The 16,818-nt window shown below is 49.8% G+C and carries 17 protein-coding genes; 15 read left to right on the top strand and 2 right to left on the bottom strand.

Going from position 1 to position 16,818, the window contains the following annotated elements; all coding sequences use genetic code 11:
• Positions 1 to 254: 254 nt before the first annotated feature.
• The 12 genes from DWV73_RS06330 to DWV73_RS06275 all read left to right on the top strand — a co-directional run bounded on the left by DWV73_RS06330 (position 255) and on the right by DWV73_RS06275 (position 11,805).
• On the top strand, positions 255 to 932 hold the full coding sequence (locus DWV73_RS06330; RefSeq protein ID WP_022359328.1) for a response regulator transcription factor: 678 nt from the start codon (positions 255 to 257) through the stop codon (positions 930 to 932).
• On the top strand, positions 929 to 2,686 hold the full coding sequence (locus tag DWV73_RS06325) for a HAMP domain-containing sensor histidine kinase (RefSeq protein WP_117796173.1): 1,758 nt from the start codon (positions 929 to 931) through the stop codon (positions 2,684 to 2,686). The genes DWV73_RS06330 and DWV73_RS06325 overlap by 4 nt, the downstream gene beginning before the upstream one ends.
• 384 nt (positions 2,687 to 3,070) lie before the next feature.
• Entirely contained in the window at positions 3,071 to 3,790 is a 720-nt protein-coding gene (locus DWV73_RS06320) for a C40 family peptidase (RefSeq protein WP_022359330.1), read from the top strand.
• Positions 3,791 to 4,054: 264 nt separating this feature from the next.
• Positions 4,055 to 4,255: a hypothetical protein gene (locus tag DWV73_RS06315; protein ID WP_107000506.1), complete on the top strand. Its 201-nt coding sequence runs from the start codon at positions 4,055 to 4,057 to the stop codon at positions 4,253 to 4,255.
• Between the two features lie 226 nt (positions 4,256 to 4,481).
• Positions 4,482 to 4,802, top strand: coding sequence for a rhodanese-like domain-containing protein (locus tag DWV73_RS06310; protein WP_117796172.1), 321 nt, complete (start codon positions 4,482 to 4,484; stop codon positions 4,800 to 4,802).
• A gap of 273 nt (positions 4,803 to 5,075) precedes the next feature.
• Complete coding sequence (locus tag DWV73_RS06305) at positions 5,076 to 6,242, top strand: class I SAM-dependent RNA methyltransferase (protein WP_107000505.1); 1,167 nt, start codon at positions 5,076 to 5,078, stop codon at positions 6,240 to 6,242.
• Complete coding sequence (locus tag DWV73_RS06300) at positions 6,232 to 7,947, top strand: lectin like domain-containing protein (protein ID WP_117796171.1); 1,716 nt, start codon at positions 6,232 to 6,234, stop codon at positions 7,945 to 7,947. The genes DWV73_RS06305 and DWV73_RS06300 overlap by 11 nt, the downstream gene beginning before the upstream one ends.
• A 109-nt stretch (positions 7,948 to 8,056) precedes the next feature.
• Positions 8,057 to 8,656, top strand: coding sequence for an RdgB/HAM1 family non-canonical purine NTP pyrophosphatase (gene rdgB, locus DWV73_RS06295; protein ID WP_117796170.1), 600 nt, complete (start codon positions 8,057 to 8,059; stop codon positions 8,654 to 8,656).
• Positions 8,656 to 9,153: a metallophosphoesterase gene (locus tag DWV73_RS06290; protein ID WP_117796169.1), complete on the top strand. Its 498-nt coding sequence runs from the start codon at positions 8,656 to 8,658 to the stop codon at positions 9,151 to 9,153. The genes rdgB and DWV73_RS06290 overlap by 1 nt, the downstream gene beginning before the upstream one ends.
• A gap of 134 nt (positions 9,154 to 9,287) precedes the next feature.
• Positions 9,288 to 9,917, top strand: a complete 630-nt coding sequence (locus DWV73_RS06285) for a DUF3877 family protein (protein WP_181986221.1) — start codon at positions 9,288 to 9,290, stop codon at positions 9,915 to 9,917.
• 16 nt (positions 9,918 to 9,933) lie between these two features.
• On the top strand, positions 9,934 to 10,794 hold the full coding sequence (locus tag DWV73_RS06280; RefSeq protein ID WP_022359338.1) for an SseB family protein: 861 nt from the start codon (positions 9,934 to 9,936) through the stop codon (positions 10,792 to 10,794).
• Positions 10,795 to 10,809: 15 nt separating this feature from the next.
• Positions 10,810 to 11,805, top strand: a complete 996-nt coding sequence (locus tag DWV73_RS06275) for an aldo/keto reductase (protein WP_107000500.1) — start codon at positions 10,810 to 10,812, stop codon at positions 11,803 to 11,805.
• Positions 11,806 to 11,877: 72 nt separating this feature from the next.
• On the opposite strand, the gene DWV73_RS06270 is transcribed toward DWV73_RS06275, so the two are convergent.
• Both DWV73_RS06270 and DWV73_RS06265 read right to left on the bottom strand, forming a co-directional pair.
• Complete coding sequence (locus DWV73_RS06270) at positions 11,878 to 12,222, bottom strand: NusG domain II-containing protein (RefSeq protein WP_181357182.1); 345 nt, start codon at positions 12,220 to 12,222, stop codon at positions 11,878 to 11,880.
• A complete protein-coding gene (locus tag DWV73_RS06265; protein WP_107000498.1) occupies positions 12,203 to 13,228 on the bottom strand; it encodes an FAD:protein FMN transferase in 1,026 nt (341 codons plus the stop codon). Before DWV73_RS06265 ends, DWV73_RS06270 begins: the two co-directional genes overlap by 20 nt.
• A gap of 287 nt (positions 13,229 to 13,515) precedes the next feature.
• Here DWV73_RS06265 and DWV73_RS06260 point away from each other — a divergent pair, with 287 nt between their 5' ends.
• From DWV73_RS06260 to DWV73_RS06250, 3 genes are all read left to right on the top strand, one after another.
• On the top strand, positions 13,516 to 14,049 hold the full coding sequence (locus tag DWV73_RS06260) for a Gx transporter family protein (protein ID WP_107000497.1): 534 nt from the start codon (positions 13,516 to 13,518) through the stop codon (positions 14,047 to 14,049).
• Between the two features lie 313 nt (positions 14,050 to 14,362).
• Positions 14,363 to 15,868 carry a UDP-glucose--hexose-1-phosphate uridylyltransferase gene (gene galT / locus DWV73_RS06255; protein ID WP_117796167.1) on the top strand — a complete coding sequence of 502 codons (1,506 nt, stop codon included), beginning with the start codon at positions 14,363 to 14,365 and terminating at the stop codon, positions 15,866 to 15,868.
• A 10-nt stretch (positions 15,869 to 15,878) separates the two neighbouring features.
• Positions 15,879 to 16,733: a RelA/SpoT domain-containing protein gene (locus tag DWV73_RS06250; RefSeq protein WP_265104151.1), complete on the top strand. Its 855-nt coding sequence runs from the start codon at positions 15,879 to 15,881 to the stop codon at positions 16,731 to 16,733.
• Positions 16,734 to 16,818 lie beyond the last annotated feature (85 nt).

Below are 16,818 nucleotides of genomic sequence, written 5' to 3'. Positions count from 1 at the left end.
GCGTGTGAGATGAAAAAGTTCCATTTGTCCTTGGCAACTGAATATATAAATTGCTCGCATTGGGGAGCCCAGGAGGATGGAAAAGGACTCTCTTTTCTATATGTGGTAGAAACTATGAATCTTTTGTGAACCTATGGAATCTCCCATCCGAATCTGTTAAAATACAGACAGATTGAGAATGTAATCAGGATATGACAGCGTGGAAAGAGGTTCTGTCATACACGGCAGAGTAAAATAAATGAGGTGAAGATTTTATGGATAAGATTAAAATACTGGTCGTGGACGATGAGGCGAGGATGCGGAAGCTGGTGAAGGACTTCCTTTCGATTAAAGGGTATCAGGTGCTGGAAGCCGGGGACGGCGAGGAGGCGGTGGATCTGTTTTTCCAGCAGAAGGACATTGCGCTGATTCTTCTGGATGTGATGATGCCGAAGATGGACGGCTGGGAGGTTGTGAAGACGATCCGCAAGTATTCGCAGGTGCCGATCATCATGCTGACGGCGAGAGGCGAGGAGAGCGACGAGCTGCAGGGCTTTAATCTGGGCGTGGATGAGTATATTTCCAAACCGTTCAGTCCGAAGATCCTGGTTGCACGTGTGGAGGCGATCCTGCGCCGCAGCAACGGCGGCAGCCAGGATGTGATCGATGTGGGCGGCATCCACATTGATAAGACGGCACATCAGGTCAGCGTGGATGGAAAACCGGTGGATTTAAGCTACAAGGAATTTGAGCTGATGACGTATTTTGCAGAGAATCAGGGAATTGCGCTTTCGAGAGAAAAAATTCTGAATAATGTATGGAATTATGATTATTTCGGCGATGCGCGGACGATCGATACGCACGTGAAGAAGCTACGGAGTAAGCTGGGCGAGAAAGGCGAGTACATCAAGACGATCTGGGGCATGGGCTACAAATTTGAGGTAAGCGAATGAAACGTTCGGTCCGATGGAAATTTACAATCATATTTGCCGGGTTGATGACGGTTGCAATCGCGCTTATCTGGTGTATCAATAACTGGTTTCTGTCCGGATATTACCAGAATTATAAGATTCATACGCTGGAAAAGGGATATCGGGCGATTGACGCGATTATCCAGGATGAGGTCCGGAATGGCGAGAGTTCGCTGGAGGACGCACAGGCGGAGCTGAATTCGGGTTGGAAAGAGTACCAGAAGTCGAAAGATGGAAGTTCTGATATGGACAGTGCAGATGGCGGTTCGGCTCAGTCTGGTAAAAATGGAACCGGTGATAGGGCTGGCGATGAGACACAGGATGCGCTGGGTGAATATGCGGAAGGTGACACGGTGGTGCTGGAGGATGACTCGGAGGATGCATCGGCGGATGCACTGGATGGGGAGGAAGCTTCGAGCGGCGGTGTCCGGCTGGCAAATGTGATCCGCGAGCTGCGTGACCGGTCGAATATTTCCCTGCTTTTATATGACAGCGAGAGTGACCAGACACTCGTCTCCTCGGCGCGGGATGTGGAAGTCATGCGTGACCGGGTGCGGCGCTATATCGTCGGTCATGCGGGGGCGAAGCGGGATGTATTGCGGGAATATGACAACTACATGATTCAGAAGACGTTTGACCCGCTCAGCAAGACGTTTTATCTGGAAAGCTGGGGATTTTTCTCGGATAATGCGACCATTTTCATCATGACGATGCCGATGGAGAGCATCCATGAGAGCGCGGCTATCTCAAACCGGTTTCTGATGTTTGTTGGAATCGTGGTAATTCTGGCGGGAAGTATTCTGATTTACTTTATTACCCGGCACATTACGATGCCGATCAAACGGCTGTCGGAGCTGTCGGAAAAGATGTCGAACCTGGATTTTGATGCCCGCTATGAGACAAGCCGCCGCTCGACGGAGGAAATTGATACGCTTGGAAACAGCATGAATGTGCTTTCGGAGCGCCTCAAGACAACGATCGGAGAACTGAAAGAGGCGAATGCACAGCTTAAAAAGGATATTGACGAGAAAGTGCAGATCGATGAGATGCGGAAGGAGTTCATTGCGAATGTGTCGCATGAGTTAAAGACGCCGATCGCGCTGATTCAGGGCTATGCGGAAGGACTCGTCGAGGGCATGGCGGAGGACAAGGAGAACCGCGATTATTACTGCGGCGTTATCATGGACGAGGCTGGGAAAATGAATCGGATGGTGCGCCAGCTTCTGACCTTGACGGCGCTGGAATTTGGCGGAGAACGGCTGTCTGTGGAGCGGTTTGACCTGACGGAGCTGATTGCCAGTGTGATTTCTTCTTCCGGTGTGCTGCTTAAGCAGAATGAGCTGACTGTGGATTTTGACGGGAAGGAACCGGTCTACGTCATGGGCGATGAATTTAAAATAGAGGAAGTCATCACCAATTATCTGACGAACGCGATTCATCATGTGGGCGGCGGGGAGAAGAAGATTCAGATCCGGATTGACCGCCGGCGCGATGGAAAAGAGGTCTGCGTGGAAGTGTTTAACACGGGAAATCCGATCCCGGACGAAGCGCTTCCGAACCTCTGGACGAAGTTTTACAAGGTAGATAAAGCGAGAACGCGGGAATATGGCGGCAGCGGCATCGGGCTTTCGATCGTCAAGGCGATCATGGAGATGCACCATAAGGCGTGCGGTGTGAAGAACCATGAGAACGGTGTGGAGTTCTGGTTTACGCTGGACACGGCTGGTGAAAAATGAAAATAAAATTTTGCCAGAGACAGAATCTTAGAATTATGAAATATGTTTCAGAATCGTGATTTGCATTATATATAAGATGATATAAAAAACACTTGAAAATACAGGGCATTTCGGCAGCCTGGGGCAAAAATATTTTGTACCAATATGGTTGAAATTCCCTGTATTTTTGCGCTTTTTTGTCGGAAATTAAAATCTTAAATAAATATAAAAGATCCGTCATTTCCTTGACAACGAAAAGAAAAGAAAATATAATAACAATGTAATAAGATTTAATAATTATGTAACATTTCGAACGATAGATAACACCACAGCGATTGGGACTCGATTCTTTTGTTTCAGCAATATCTGCGGGAATCACAAAATCTAATTAAGGAGTTTTGAAGCATGAATTTAAATAGAACAAAGAAACTTTTCAGTATGGTATGCGTGTGCTCAATGCTGACCATTGGCAGCGCGCAGGCAGCTTTTGCGGGGCCGTCTACAGGTTATGAGAGCGACATGGTGGCAACCGTGGCAGCAGACCTTTCGATCTATGCGGATGAGGATGAAAACTCAGAAGTAGTAGCGATGGCTGAAAAGGGCGAGTCCTATGACGTAGTTGGAAAGGCAGACGACAGCTGGATCAAGGTAGCAGCCGGTGAGATGGAAGGCTATTTGAAGGTTCAGAGTAGCGTTATGCTCAGCAAGGCAGAGGAAGCAGCTGCAGTCGCAGATGCATTTGTCGCAGAGCAGAGCAATCTCTCGACCAGAGAGCAGTTAGTCAATTATGCACTGCAGTTTGTAGGTGGACGTTATAAATTTGGCGGCAGCGACCCGCACACAGGGGTTGACTGTTCTGGTTTTACGAAATATGTGATGCAGCACGGTGCCGGTGTGAGCCTGAACCGTTCTTCAACTTCCCAGTCCAAGCAGGGTACAGCAATCAGCGCTGACCAGATGCAGCCGGGCGACCTGATTTTCTACGGAAGCGGAAGAGGTATCAACCATGTAGCGATGTATATCGGCGACGGCAAAGTGGTACATGCTTCAACTGAAAGGACCGGCATCAAGACTTCCCCATGGAACTACCGCACACCGGTTAAGATTGTGAACGTGCTGGGTTAAGAATGAATTTACGAAACATCTGCATTGAACCTTTTCATGAAAAAAGGGTTGGATGCAGATGTTTTTTGATTTCATAGGAAATTGCGTCCGATGAAACAAAAAAATATTACTGGCATAAAAAGTAAGAATTACCCTGCATACTTTCGCAGTAAAATTCCATACTAAGACCTGTAACAAGAAAGTGACGGTTAAGCGGCTGTTCACAGGAAGCCGGAACCGACACGTAGAAAACCTGACAGGGCAGGAATTTAGGAGGAATGACTTATGTCAAGCAAAAACAGTTACAGCAACTATGATAACAGTGCCGAGAAAAACAGCACCAAAAATGCATCCAAGAACAGCTCTAATTATGGTTCCAACCAGAGCCAGAACCGCATGCAGAACCAGAGCCAGAACCGTTCCAGAAATAGCTCTAAAAACCAGTATCAGGACAAGACAGAGGATGATTACAGCGATTGTGACTGATGAGACAGGCAGATAAGAGAAAAAATAGTGAATGCCGGGAATGCGGAATATCCACCGTTTCCCGGCATTTGTTCGTCTTTTGTACTTTCGTGCCAATGGAAGAGGCTGCCGCATCTCCTCTGACACCTGTCCGCCGGACAAAGCATATATTAATATTACATAGAGGTAAAAAAGAAATCGGGTTCTGTCAGAAACCGTTTTTGTATAAAATGAGGAGGGATGACGGATGTATCAGACCATACCGGTGCGGTATCTGGACGCGTGGCTGGAGCAAGGGTACACGGGACGGCTGATTGACCTTCGGACGCCGGAAGAATATAATGTGTCTCACCTCTGCGAGGCGGAAAATATTCCATTTTTATGGCTTCAGGATAACCGGCAGACACTTACAGGTGAACGTCCGCTTCTGTTTTACTGTGCGCGGGGGAGTGAAAGCCTTCTGGTGTGCGGCTGGTATGACCGGATGGGATATGAAGTTTATAATCTGGGCGGCGGTTACCGCTTTTATCAGGGAAAGTATCAGTGCAGTGTTATTGTACACGGGTAGGCACTTTTGGAACCGAAAGTGCCGTAAGAAAACGTGGTGGCAGCAGGAATTTGCCGTATTTAAATGCGAAGCCACGGCAAATTCCGTTACTGGGCACGTATGCGTGAACAGTATCAGTGCAGCCTGAGATAGACACTTTTGCCGCGGCTTTTCATTGACAGATGCAGACCAGTCAACTAGAATAAAAATGGTGAAGACTGTAATGAAAATAAAAGGATTCTTTGCATGAAATGATTTGGCAATGAATCCACAGAGAGATAAGAGGAAAAAAGATTGGAACGATATGAACTGATTGCTCCCTGTCATTTTGGACTGGAAGCAGTGTTAAAAAAAGAGGTAGTGGATCTGGGCTATGAGGTTACCGAGGTGGAAAATGGCCGCGTAACCTTTATCGGCGATGCGGAGGCGATCTGCCGTGCGAATATTTTTCTGCGGACGGCGGAGCGCGTCCTTTTAAAAGTGGGAAGCTTCAAGGCAGTGACCTTTGACGAGCTGTTTGAGGCGACCCGTGCGATTCCGTGGGAGAAATATCTTCCGAAGGACGGTAAATGCTGGGTTAAAAAGGCGTCGTCTATTTCGAGTAAGCTGTTCAGCCCGTCAGATATCCAGAGAATTATGAAAAAGGCGATTGCCCGTCATATGCAGGAATATTACGATCTGGACCGGATGCCGGAGACGGGCAATGAATATCCGCTGCGCGTCTTTTTCTATAAGGATCAGGTGACAGTCGGTATCGATACGAGCGGCGAGTCGCTGCACAAGCGCGGTTACCGTCAGATGACGAGTAAGGCGCCGATCACGGAAACACTGGCAGCGGCGCTGATTCTTCTGACTCCGTGGAAAGCGGACCGGATTCTGGTCGATCCGTTCTGCGGAAGCGGTACTTTCCCAATCGAGGCGGCGATGATCGCGGCAAATATGGCACCGGGCATGAACCGTTCCTTCCTGTCGGAGAGCTGGACAAACCTGATTCCGAAGAAATGCTGGTACGACGCGATCGATGAAGCGACCGAGATGGTGGATGATACCGTAAAGGTAGACATTCAGGGCTACGATATTGACGGAGAGGTAATCAAGGCGGCGCGGGAAAATGCGGAGAGAGCCGGAGTGGATCACATGATTCATTTCCAGGAGCGCCCGGTGGCGCAGCTGAGCCATCCGAAGAAATATGGCTTTATTATCACAAACCCGCCTTACGGCGAGCGTATCGAGGAGAAAAAGAACCTTCCAGCGCTCTATAAGACGATCGGTGAACGGTTTAAGGCGCTGGATTCCTGGTCGATGTACCTGATTACCGCGTATGAGGACGCAGAGCGCTATATTGGCAGGAAAGCGGACAAGAACCGGAAAATCTACAATGGTATGATGAAGACGTATTATTATCAGTTTATGGGTCCGAAGCCGCCGAGAAGAAAAACGGGGGATCAGGTTGAAGCGTAATGTTTTCTATGGGGCGCTTCTGGTGCTTCTGCTGGGATTTCTGGTACGCGAGAACCGTCTGATTCATATTCCGAAGCAGGTGGAAAAGACGGAGGAGAGCGCCGAGTGGCAGCCGGAGTGGTATGAGCAGATGGCCGAGGAGATTAATGACAGCCCGATCACGCTGGAAGTCGATGGAACAATGGTCGATCCGCAGCTTGGAAGCTTGAGAATGTCGCAGGACGGGCAGTTTATGATACCGTATGGGATGCTGCCGGACGCGCTTTCCTGTGCGGCGCTTCTCTACGATGGAAACCGGCTTGTGATGGAGCGCGGCAATACTCATGCGGAGATGACGGTCGGAAGCCCGGAACTTTTGCTTGGGGAGGAGAGCCAGACGATTGCAGCACCCCCAGAGTGGGAAAATGGAATCCTGTATGTGCCGCTTGAGGCGGTGACGGAGGTATTTTCCTATGAAGAAAATTGGGATGCAGAGAACCGGAAAATGGAACTGACCGGGTCAGAGGATCCAGCCACGTTTTTGCCGGAATCCTATGATTACCGGAAGGCTGGCCGGGCACCGGCGGTTAAAAACCAGGGGAGTCTCGGAACGTGCTGGGCGTTTGCATCGGTGATGGCGCTGGAAAGTCGTGTCCGGCCGGAGTGGAATGTCAGCTTTTCGGAGGATCATATGTCCCTCCGGAACAGCTTCCATTTTTCACAGAATGCCGGGGGTGAGTATACGATGTCGATGGCGTATCTGCTGGCGTGGCAGGGGCCGGTGCTGGAAGAACAGGATCCATACGGCGACGGCTATTCGCCTGACGGTTTAAGCCCTGCTTGTCATGTGCAGGAGATACAGGTGTTGCCGGAGAAGGATTATGAGGCGGTTAAACGGGCGGTTTATCTGTACGGAGGCGTTCAGAGCTCCCTGTATACGGCGATGGTCAGTGACCGCGACGATACGCATTATTACCGGAAAGAGACAGGGGCGTACTGGTATAATGGCGATGAGAAGCCAAATCATGACGTTGTGATCATCGGCTGGGATGACCACTATTCGAGAGACAATTTTAACCAGCCTCCGGAGGGGGATGGCGCGTTTATCTGCGCCAACAGCTGGGGCGGCGAATTTGGGGACGATGGGTATTTTTACGTATCCTACTATGATACAAATATTGGGATCCACAACATTCTCTATTCCGGTATCGAGTCGGCAGATAATTACGACCACATTTACCAGGCAGATCTGTGCGGCTGGGTCGGGCAGCTCGGTTACGGAAAAGAATCGGCATTTTTTGCCAATATTTATACGGCAGAGGAGAAAGAAGAGCTGGAGGCAGTCGGCTTCTATGCAACCGGGGAAAATACATCGTATCAGGTATATACCGTGACGGACGCCGAGGGCAGCTCCCAGTTCGGGCGGCGCAGAAAGGTGGCTTCCGGGGAGGTTGCGAACGCCGGATATTATACGGTTTTGCTGGATAAGACGGTGACGCTGGAGGCAGGCGAACGGTTTGCCGTGATTGTCGAGATCACGACGCCGGGAGCGATTCATCCGGTGGCGATCGAGTACAGTTCGCCGGATAAGGGACTGACGGTCGATTTAAGCGACGGTGAAGGCTATATCAGTTACCGCGGTTCCTCCTGGGAGCGCGTGGAGGCGGAGCAAAACTGCAATGTGTGTTTGAAAGCGTATACGAGAAATGTGGATTCCTGGAATTGATTGCTGGTACGGATGTGAAGGTATGGCGGAAGCCGTTTTTGAAGAACGGTGATTCGGAATGTCGGGATATGAAAAGCCATGCTGTTTGAGGATAAAGGAGCGAGGAAAAGTGAGCGAGAAAATTATATTTGCGACGGGAAATGCGGGAAAGCTGAAAGAGATCCGTGAGATTTTAAAGGATTTAAACCGTGAGATTGTTACGATGCGCGAGGCTGGATTTGAAGGCGAGATCGAGGAAAATGGAACCACCTTCCGCGAGAATGCAGAGATCAAGGCGAAGGCAGTCTGGGAGAAGACGGGCGGCATTGTGCTGGCAGATGATTCCGGACTGGTGATAGATTATTTAAACGGCGAGCCGGGCGTTTATTCAGCGCGGTATTTAGGGGACACACCGTATGAGGAAAAGAACCGGATTTTGATTGAGCGCGTGAAGGATGCAAAAGGAAAAGAGCGGAGCGCCCGTTTTATGTGCAATATCGCGGCAGTGCTGCCGGATGGCAGAGTGCTTCACACAGAAGCGGCGATGGAGGGCGAGATTGCAAAGGAAGCGGCTGGAAACGGCGGATTTGGATATGATCCGATTCTCTGGCTGCCGGAGTACGGCAAAACGTCAGCAGAGCTCACGATGGAGGAAAAAAACCGTATCAGCCACCGGGGCAAGGCGCTGGAGCGGATGAAAGATGCGCTGAAGGAGGCGCTTGGCGAGTGATGAAAAAAATATTAATTACAAGCGACACCCACCGTCGGGATGGTAATCTGCTGGAAGTCATCCAGAATGAAGCACCGTTTGACATGTTCATTCATCTGGGTGACGCCGAGGGAAGTGAGGACATGATTACGTCGTGGTGTAAGGAGCAGAACCCGGACTGCGAGGTCTATATGGTGCTGGGAAATAATGATTTTTTCTCCCATCTGGACCGTGAGAAGGAGATTTCGATTGGAAAATACCGCACATTTCTAACCCACGGTCATTTTTATAGCGTATCGGTTGGGACGGAGCGCCTGATCGATGAGGCACAGGATCGCGGCGTGCAGATTGCGATGTTTGGACATACCCACAAGCCGTATCTGGAGCGGCGCGGGGATCTGACTGTGTTGAATCCGGGCAGTCTTTCGTTTCCGCGCCAGGAGGGCAGACGCCCGAGCTACATGCTCATGGATCTGGATGACGAGGGCGAGGCGCATTTTACGACCTGCTATTTGTAGAGGTCTGTTACTGGGCACATATGTGTGTCACTGTACACGCATATGTGCCCAGTAACTATGCGTGTACAGAAACCGAAAAAGCAAATATCCGCATATTGACGCATTTTCGGTAAATTGTTATAATGAGAGAGATTGTGAAAAAGGTACTTATCAATGATTCAATCGACCCAATAAAGATGCCGGGGACGGAGGTTTCGTTTCCGAGGCAGGAGTATGACATGAGACTGGAAGCTTTAATTCAAAATATGACGGATCAGATCAAAGAGGCGCAGCTAAAACTTGGTTATGCCAGGGAGACGATGCGCCTTTATTATCCGCTTTCTTCCCTGAATGCGATGCTGGAGATACAGGAGACGGATATCCGGGAGCTGGCGAAGAAGATACGGCATGAGCTGGAGGCGAAGAAGGAGAAAATGGGAGATACCCAGATTCGGATCCACGCCGATCGGATCGTCTTTACGATCCCGCCGGATTTTGTGGAGTATGTCCATGAGCAGGTTCCGGAACCGCCGTTTTTAAAGGAGCTGATCCAGTTGTTTCGGGAAAAGCACGCCTGCACAAAGGAAGAGATTACCGCTGTGTTTGAAAAATTCGGTGCGTATGAGTGTCGGCAGATGCCGGACGGCATGGATTTTGATTATGTCATTTATTTTACAGACAGCAGCATCGATGCATATGATTACTGCATCCGTGAGGAGATGGGGCACACGATTTACCACCGATTTGCACGGGCTGATTTTGAGGCATTGATGACGATTCAATAAAAAGGAGATTAGACGGATGGAAAACGAGACAAAGCAGACAAATACGAATGAACAGGAGCCGGATATCTTCGCACAGAAGTTAAGAGAGGCAGATTCCTTATATGCCATTCTTTCCGGATGTACGAAAGAGCCGTATGTATACTGTGATCCGGAAACAATGGATGATGCCATCCTGCTGTTTACGGACGAAGAGGGCGCAAAGGCAGGCGCACAGAAGCTGGCAGAGCAGCAGATTCCGGTAGGAATCGCGAAGGTAGACAGAAAGAGCCTTCTGCTTTTCTATACCAGCCTTTACACGATGGGTGTCAATGCTATCCAGGTACACGTGGGCGAGGAGCAGAAGATGATTCAGCTGACCGAGTTTGTAAGACGCAAAGACCCGGAGGAGAGCAAGAATGGAAAAGTCTGGGTGGAGAACCCGGAGCTGCACCTGACGATGCTTTACTATATGCAGGATCTGCGCCGTCAGCCAAATCAGGAGATTACGCCGGAATTAAACGATTTACAGGAGGAGATCGGCGCGCACTTCACGAAGGGCCGCTATATCGTGCCGCTTCCAGAGGAAGGAAATGGCATTCCGCTGGTTAAATTAAAGAGCGGAGATATTTTCCAGCCGATCTTTACGGATGTGATCGAGTTCCAGCGTTTCAACCGTGAGAAGAAATTCCGCCCGGTTGTCGTAGATGCGCTCAAGCTGGCTCAGGTACTCCCGGAGGAGGCAAAGGGCATCGTTCTCAATCCGCTGGGCGTTAATATGCCGCTGACCGTACAGAAAGTAAAGAAGCAGCCGGAAGCACCGGTCCAGAAGCCGGTATCCGTAGAGGCACAGATCGACGCAGCTATCCGCGAGGTTCAGGCAGAGGCTGGACGGGAGTAGGAAAGGAAAGAGTATATGTATCAGGCAGCAGACGCAAGATATGATGGAATGACCTACAACCGCTGCGGCAGCAGCGGACTCAGACTCCCGGCAGTTTCGCTGGGATTCTGGCATAATTTTGGCAGCACCGGCGTCTATGAGACAATGCGGAAGCTGTGTTTTACCGCTTTTGACAATGGCGTCACGCACTTTGACCTTGCCAACAATTATGGACCGGAGCCGGGAAGTGCTGAGGAAAATCTGGGACGGATTGTAAAGGAAAATTTCATGCCATATCGAGACGAGCTGATCATCAGCACGAAAGCCGGATACGAGATGTGGAACGGCCCTTATGGAAACTGGGGCAGCCGTAAATACCTGCTTGCAAGCCTCGATCAGAGCCTTACACGCCTGGGACTTCCGTATGTAGACATTTTCTACCATCACCGGATGGACCCGGAGACGCCGCTTGAGGAGACGATGGGAGCACTCGATCAGGCAGTTAAGAGCGGAAAAGCTCTCTATGCAGGACTTTCCAACTACAATGGACAAAAAATGCAGGAAGCCGCTGCGATCCTGCGTGATCTGAAATGCCCGTTCGTCATCAATCAGAACCGCTACAGCATCTTTGACCGCACGATCGAAAACAACGGCTTAAAAGAAGCCGCTGTCAAAGAAAAGAAAGGTCTGATTGCATTCAGCCCGCTTGCACAGGGAACTTTAACCGACCGTTATCTGTACGGTATCCCAGCCGACAGCCGCGTCATGACCGACGGCAGATTTCTCAAAAAAGACCAGCTCACCGAAGAAAAAATCAGCCAGATCCGCGCCCTCAACGAGATGGCCGGACAGAGAGGCGAAAAACTCTCCCAGATGGCGCTCAAATGGGTCATGAAGGATCCTGTGGTAACCAGCGTTCTCATCGGTGCGTCCAAACCGGAGCAGATATTAGATAATCTGAAAATGTTGGATGGGGCACCGTTGAGCGAGGAAGAGCTGCTTAAAATCGATCAAATTTGTGGAATAAAATAAACAGAAAACGCCCAGCGGCGCAATTATGCGTACCCGCTGGGCGTTTCTTCCGTCCGTGTTGGCAAACCATATCTATTTAACCGCCACAACCACCCTATTCGGCAGGCAAACCAGCGATTCCCCACTCTCTGAAACGGTTCCCTGCTTCACACAGAGCTTGTCCGGGCAGTCTGCCTCTTCGATCCGGGCACATCCATCTTGAATCACCAGATGATTTTGTCCCCCCTGATACCCATCGATCCAGGTGTCTATCTCCTCATCCAGCCGGTAGGTGGCGACGGTTGTTCCATTGACACTGACATCAACGGTAAAAGCATCCTTCTGGCGCTGCAAGCGCACAACCAGAAAACCGATGAGTATGACGGCTAGAAGAACCAGAATCAAAACAAAATCATTTCTATTTTTCTTTGATTTCATCAATAAATGCCTCCGCTCCATCCGAGTAAATCAGTTTATAATCATCCGTGATAAAATAAGCATAAATGCCATCCATTGAATTGATGAGTTCCAGGCCCTTATCCAGTCCCATCGAGAAACAGGTCGTGCTGAGTACATCGCCGTCCACCGAACGCGGGGAGACGATCGTCACGGAAACCAGTCCGTTCTGGTACGGATAGCCTGTTTTCGGGTTTAACAGGTGATGGTAATTGACACCGTTTTTTTCAAAATGGCGCTCATAGACGCCGGAGGAGACAACGGACATGTCATCAATATTCAGATCGGCAAAGACCGTTGCATAGTCGGCAAACGGTTTCTGCAGCCCGATGCGGAACGGCTGGTGGTTTGTGCGCTCACCGACACAGAGTACGTTGCCGCCCAGGTTGATGATGGCGCTTTCGACGCCGGATTCGGTCAGATAGTCTTTCATGCGGTCGGCAATGTAGCCCTTGGCGATGGAGCCGAGGTCAATCGTCGTGTCCGGGGAGAGGAAGGTTAAAGTATTTCCGTCAAGTTTCACATTTTTCCAGTTGACGCGTTCTGCCGCCGCTGTTATGTCATCCTCCGCCGGGATCACGTGCTCGTCGCTGGTAAAATTCCAGAGAGAACTGAGCGGTTCGATCGTCAGGTCGTAGGCACCATGGGAAACCTCACTGTAATGCAGTCCTTCAGAAATCATCGCCGCCATATCGTCGGAGACGGTAAAAGTCGTCTCGTCGGCGCTGCGGTGGTTTAACTTGTAAAGCTCGCTGCCCTCGATCGTCTTGCTGAAACGGTTTTCGTACTCCTGGCACATGTCCACACAGTGGTCAAGGATCGCTTCATCCTGCGAATCATAGAGTGTGATGTTGACAAATGTATTCAGCAGAAACGCGGAACGGCTGATCGGCTCCCGGCGGGATTTGCTGAAAAGAAGCGCCGCGCCGCAGCCAAAAAATACGACGGCAAGAAGTGTCAGAAGCGCGGATAAATCCTTTTTTTTCATAAAGAGCTCCATTCTTAAAAATATCGAAAATTCGGTTTGAAACTATGTTTGCAAAAATGTCTGCAACTACTCTAACAAAGGTTGATAGGAAAGTCAAGATTACGGCCCAGAAACTAAATGCACCGGCAGCCAGAACGTTACTGGGCACGTATGCGTGAACAGTAACGCCAGAACTGTATCGTACGGAATTTTTAGTTCAGAAAATTCCTATCTGTGAACAGTTACGCGCTTTACAAAACTAAAAATTTTTACTAATATATTTATAGAGGTATACAGAGGAGGAAGAAATGCAGAAAAAAGGACGAGCAGGCACATCCAGAGCCGGAAAAATCGCTTTATATGGAATGATGACAGCGCTGGCATTTCTGCTGAGCTATGTCGAGACCCTGATACCGCTCAACCTGGGCGTTCCGGGGATCAAGCTGGGATTGGCGAATCTGGCGTCGATCGTGAGCCTGTATCTGCTGGGAGCCGGTGCGGCAGCGGCGATTGCATTGGTGCGTATCGTGCTGGTAGGATTTACGTTTGGAAACCTGTCGATGATGCTGTATAGTCTGGCAGGTGCTGCGGTCAGCCTTCTTCTGATGGTGGTGTTCCGCCGGTTGGACTGGTTCGGCGTGACCGGTGTCAGCATCCTGGGTGGTGCGGGACACAACATCGGGCAGCTTATCGTGGCGGCGCTGGTGGTGGAAAATGCGAGTCTGTTCTACTATCTTCCGGTGCTTCTGGCAGCCGGAACGGCAGCGGGGGCGCTGATTGGGCTTCTCGGAGGAATCCTGGTAAACCGCTTAAAATGTCTGGATTTGACAAAATTTATGTAAATGGAAGCCACAAGAGTAAGAGGATGTACAGTGACTGTTCATATGCAGGCATTTTTGGAACCGAAAATGCCATGAGATAAGGTGGCGCAGTGGTAGATGGGCAGATAAAGTGTTACTGTTCACAGGTAGGCACTTTTGGAACCGAAAGTGCCGTAAGAAAACGTGGTGGCAGCAGGAATTTGCCGTATTTAAATGCGAAGCCACGGCAAATTCCGTTACTGGGCACGTATGCGTGAACAGTAACGATAAAGTTATAATGATAAAAGGATAAGAATGAAACAGCAAGGTTGTTTTTCAGTCAGGAGGATAGGGTATGGCAGTATATGAAGCAATCAGAAATTTAGTACAGTACGGAGTCAATACGGGGCTTCTTCAGGAGTCGGATCGCATTTACGCGACGAACCAGATTCTCGAGGTTCTGAGACTGGATGAATATGAAGAACCGCAGGGCGCATGCAGGGAGATTTCACTGGAAGAGACGTTGGATGCCCTGCTTGATTATGCACATGAGACGGGCGTTTTGAAGGAGGACGGCGTGGTGTACCGCGATCTGTTTGACACGAAGCTGATGAACTGCCTGATGCCGCGCCCGAGCGAGGTGATTGGACATTTCTGGAAATTGTATGAGGAATCGCCGGAGGCGGCAACCAATTATTATTACAAATTGAGCCAGGATTCCAATTACATCCGCCGTTACCGTGTTTCCAAGGATATGAAATGGAAAACGGATACAAAATACGGGGAGCTGGACATCACGGTTAATTTATCCAAGCCGGAGAAAGATCCGAAGGCAATCGCGGCAGCCAAACTGGCAAAGCAGAGCGGTTATCCGAAATGCCTCTTATGCAAGGAAAATGAAGGCTATGCCGGACGTGTCAACCATCCGGCGCGCAATAACCACCGCATTATTCCGATCACGGTCAATGACAGCCAGTGGGGCTTTCAGTATTCGCCGTATGTGTATTACAATGAGCACTGCATCGTGTTCAACGGTGTGCACACGCCGATGAAGATCGAACGGGCAACGTTTGTCAAATTGTTTGATTTTGTGAAATTGTTCCCGCACTATTTCCTGGGGTCCAATGCGGATCTGCCGATCGTCGGCGGTTCGATTTTAAGTCACGACCATTTCCAGGGCGGACATTACACGTTTGCGATGGCAAAAGCGCCGATTGAACAGAAATTTGAGATGGAAGGCTTCGAGGATGTGGAAGCCGGAATCGTTAAATGGCCGATGTCAGTTCTGCGGACCCGTTCCAAGAATCCGGACCGCCTGATTGATCTTGGTGAAAAAGTGCTGCGTGCATGGCGCAGCTATACGGATGAGGATGCTTTTATTTATGCTGAGACGGACGGAGAACCGCACAACACGATCACGCCGATTGCCAGAAAGAATGGCGATTTCTACGAGCTGGATCTGGTGCTCCGCAATAACATCACGACGGATGAGTATCCGCTTGGTGTTTACCATCCGCACGCGAAGCTGCATCACATCAAGAAAGAAAATATCGGTCTGATCGAGGTCATGGGTCTGGCGGTGCTCCCGTCCAGATTGAAACAGGAGCTTGCCGATCTGGCGGAGGTGATCCTTTCCGGAGGCGATATCCGTTCCAATCCAGAGCTTGAAAAGCATGCGGACTGGGTGGATGAGTTCCTGCCGAAGTATGAGCATATAACAAGTGAAAATATAAACGAAATCCTGCAAAAAGAGGTAGGTCTTGTCTTTGAGCAGGTACTGGAAGACGCGGGCGTATATAAGTGTACGCCGGAAGGCAGGGAGGCATTTGCCCGGTTCCTGCGCTCAGTGGGCTTCCGATAAAGAGGAGATAATGGAGAGAGATTTATTTTTAAGAAAATATCGGATCGAACAGGAAGACTTTGACGCGGCGGGCGTTTCCTGGGAGGAATTGACTGCGATCGCGGATCATTATGCGACGATCGAGGGAAAGCTGCGGGAGATTGGCAAGGATTTTGTAGATAAGTATCTGTATGATATTGAAAAAGCGGGGATCCATTCCTACCGTTACCGTACCAAGGCACCGGGGCATCTGCTGGAGAAGATCATCCGCAAGAAAAAAGAGCAGCCGGAGAAATTTGCCCAGCTGGGAGTTGATAATTACTGGAAATACGTGACGGACCTTATCGGTATCCGTGTATTCTTCCTGTACCGTGAGGATTGGCGTCATTTCCATGAATACATCACATCGGCGTTTGAAAATGCCCCGGAGCAGTATGTAAAAGACCGTGAGCGCGATTTTGACAACGATGAGACACACTGCTACATTGCAGAGCGTCCGAAGGTATACCGCCGAAACGGGGACAGCCGGATCTACGATGAAAATGTGATCGAAATCAAGTCAGGCGGTATCTACCGTTCCCTTCACTACATCATCAAATACCGCGGTTACTACGTCGAGATTCAGGCGAGAACGCTGTTCGAGGAGGGATGGAGTGAGGTTGACCACGACATTGTTTATCCGTACCACAAGGACGACGTGATGCTGCGCGATTTCTCCCGCCTGTTAAACCGGCTCTCCGGTATGGCGGATGAAATGAGCTCGTATTTCCGCCGGATGAAGGTGGAGAAGGAGTTTGAAGAGGTCCTGCTCGGAGAATATAAGGAAGACAAAGAGGCGAAGCTGCTCGCAAGTATGCGGGAGCTGCTGGGGAAAGAAGAACGATAAGGAATAGGGAAAAGATAACTGGATCAAAAAACAGGCATTGGAATGCTTGCTATCCACACAGTGGTGGATGAAGAGCATTTCAATG

Source organism: Clostridium sp. AF12-41, from assembly GCF_003461685.1.
Classification (GTDB): Bacteria; Bacillota; Clostridia; order Lachnospirales; family Lachnospiraceae; genus Otoolea; species Otoolea fessa.
Note: the sequence above shows the minus strand (reverse complement) of the source record. Positions and strands in the feature narration are given on the sequence as shown.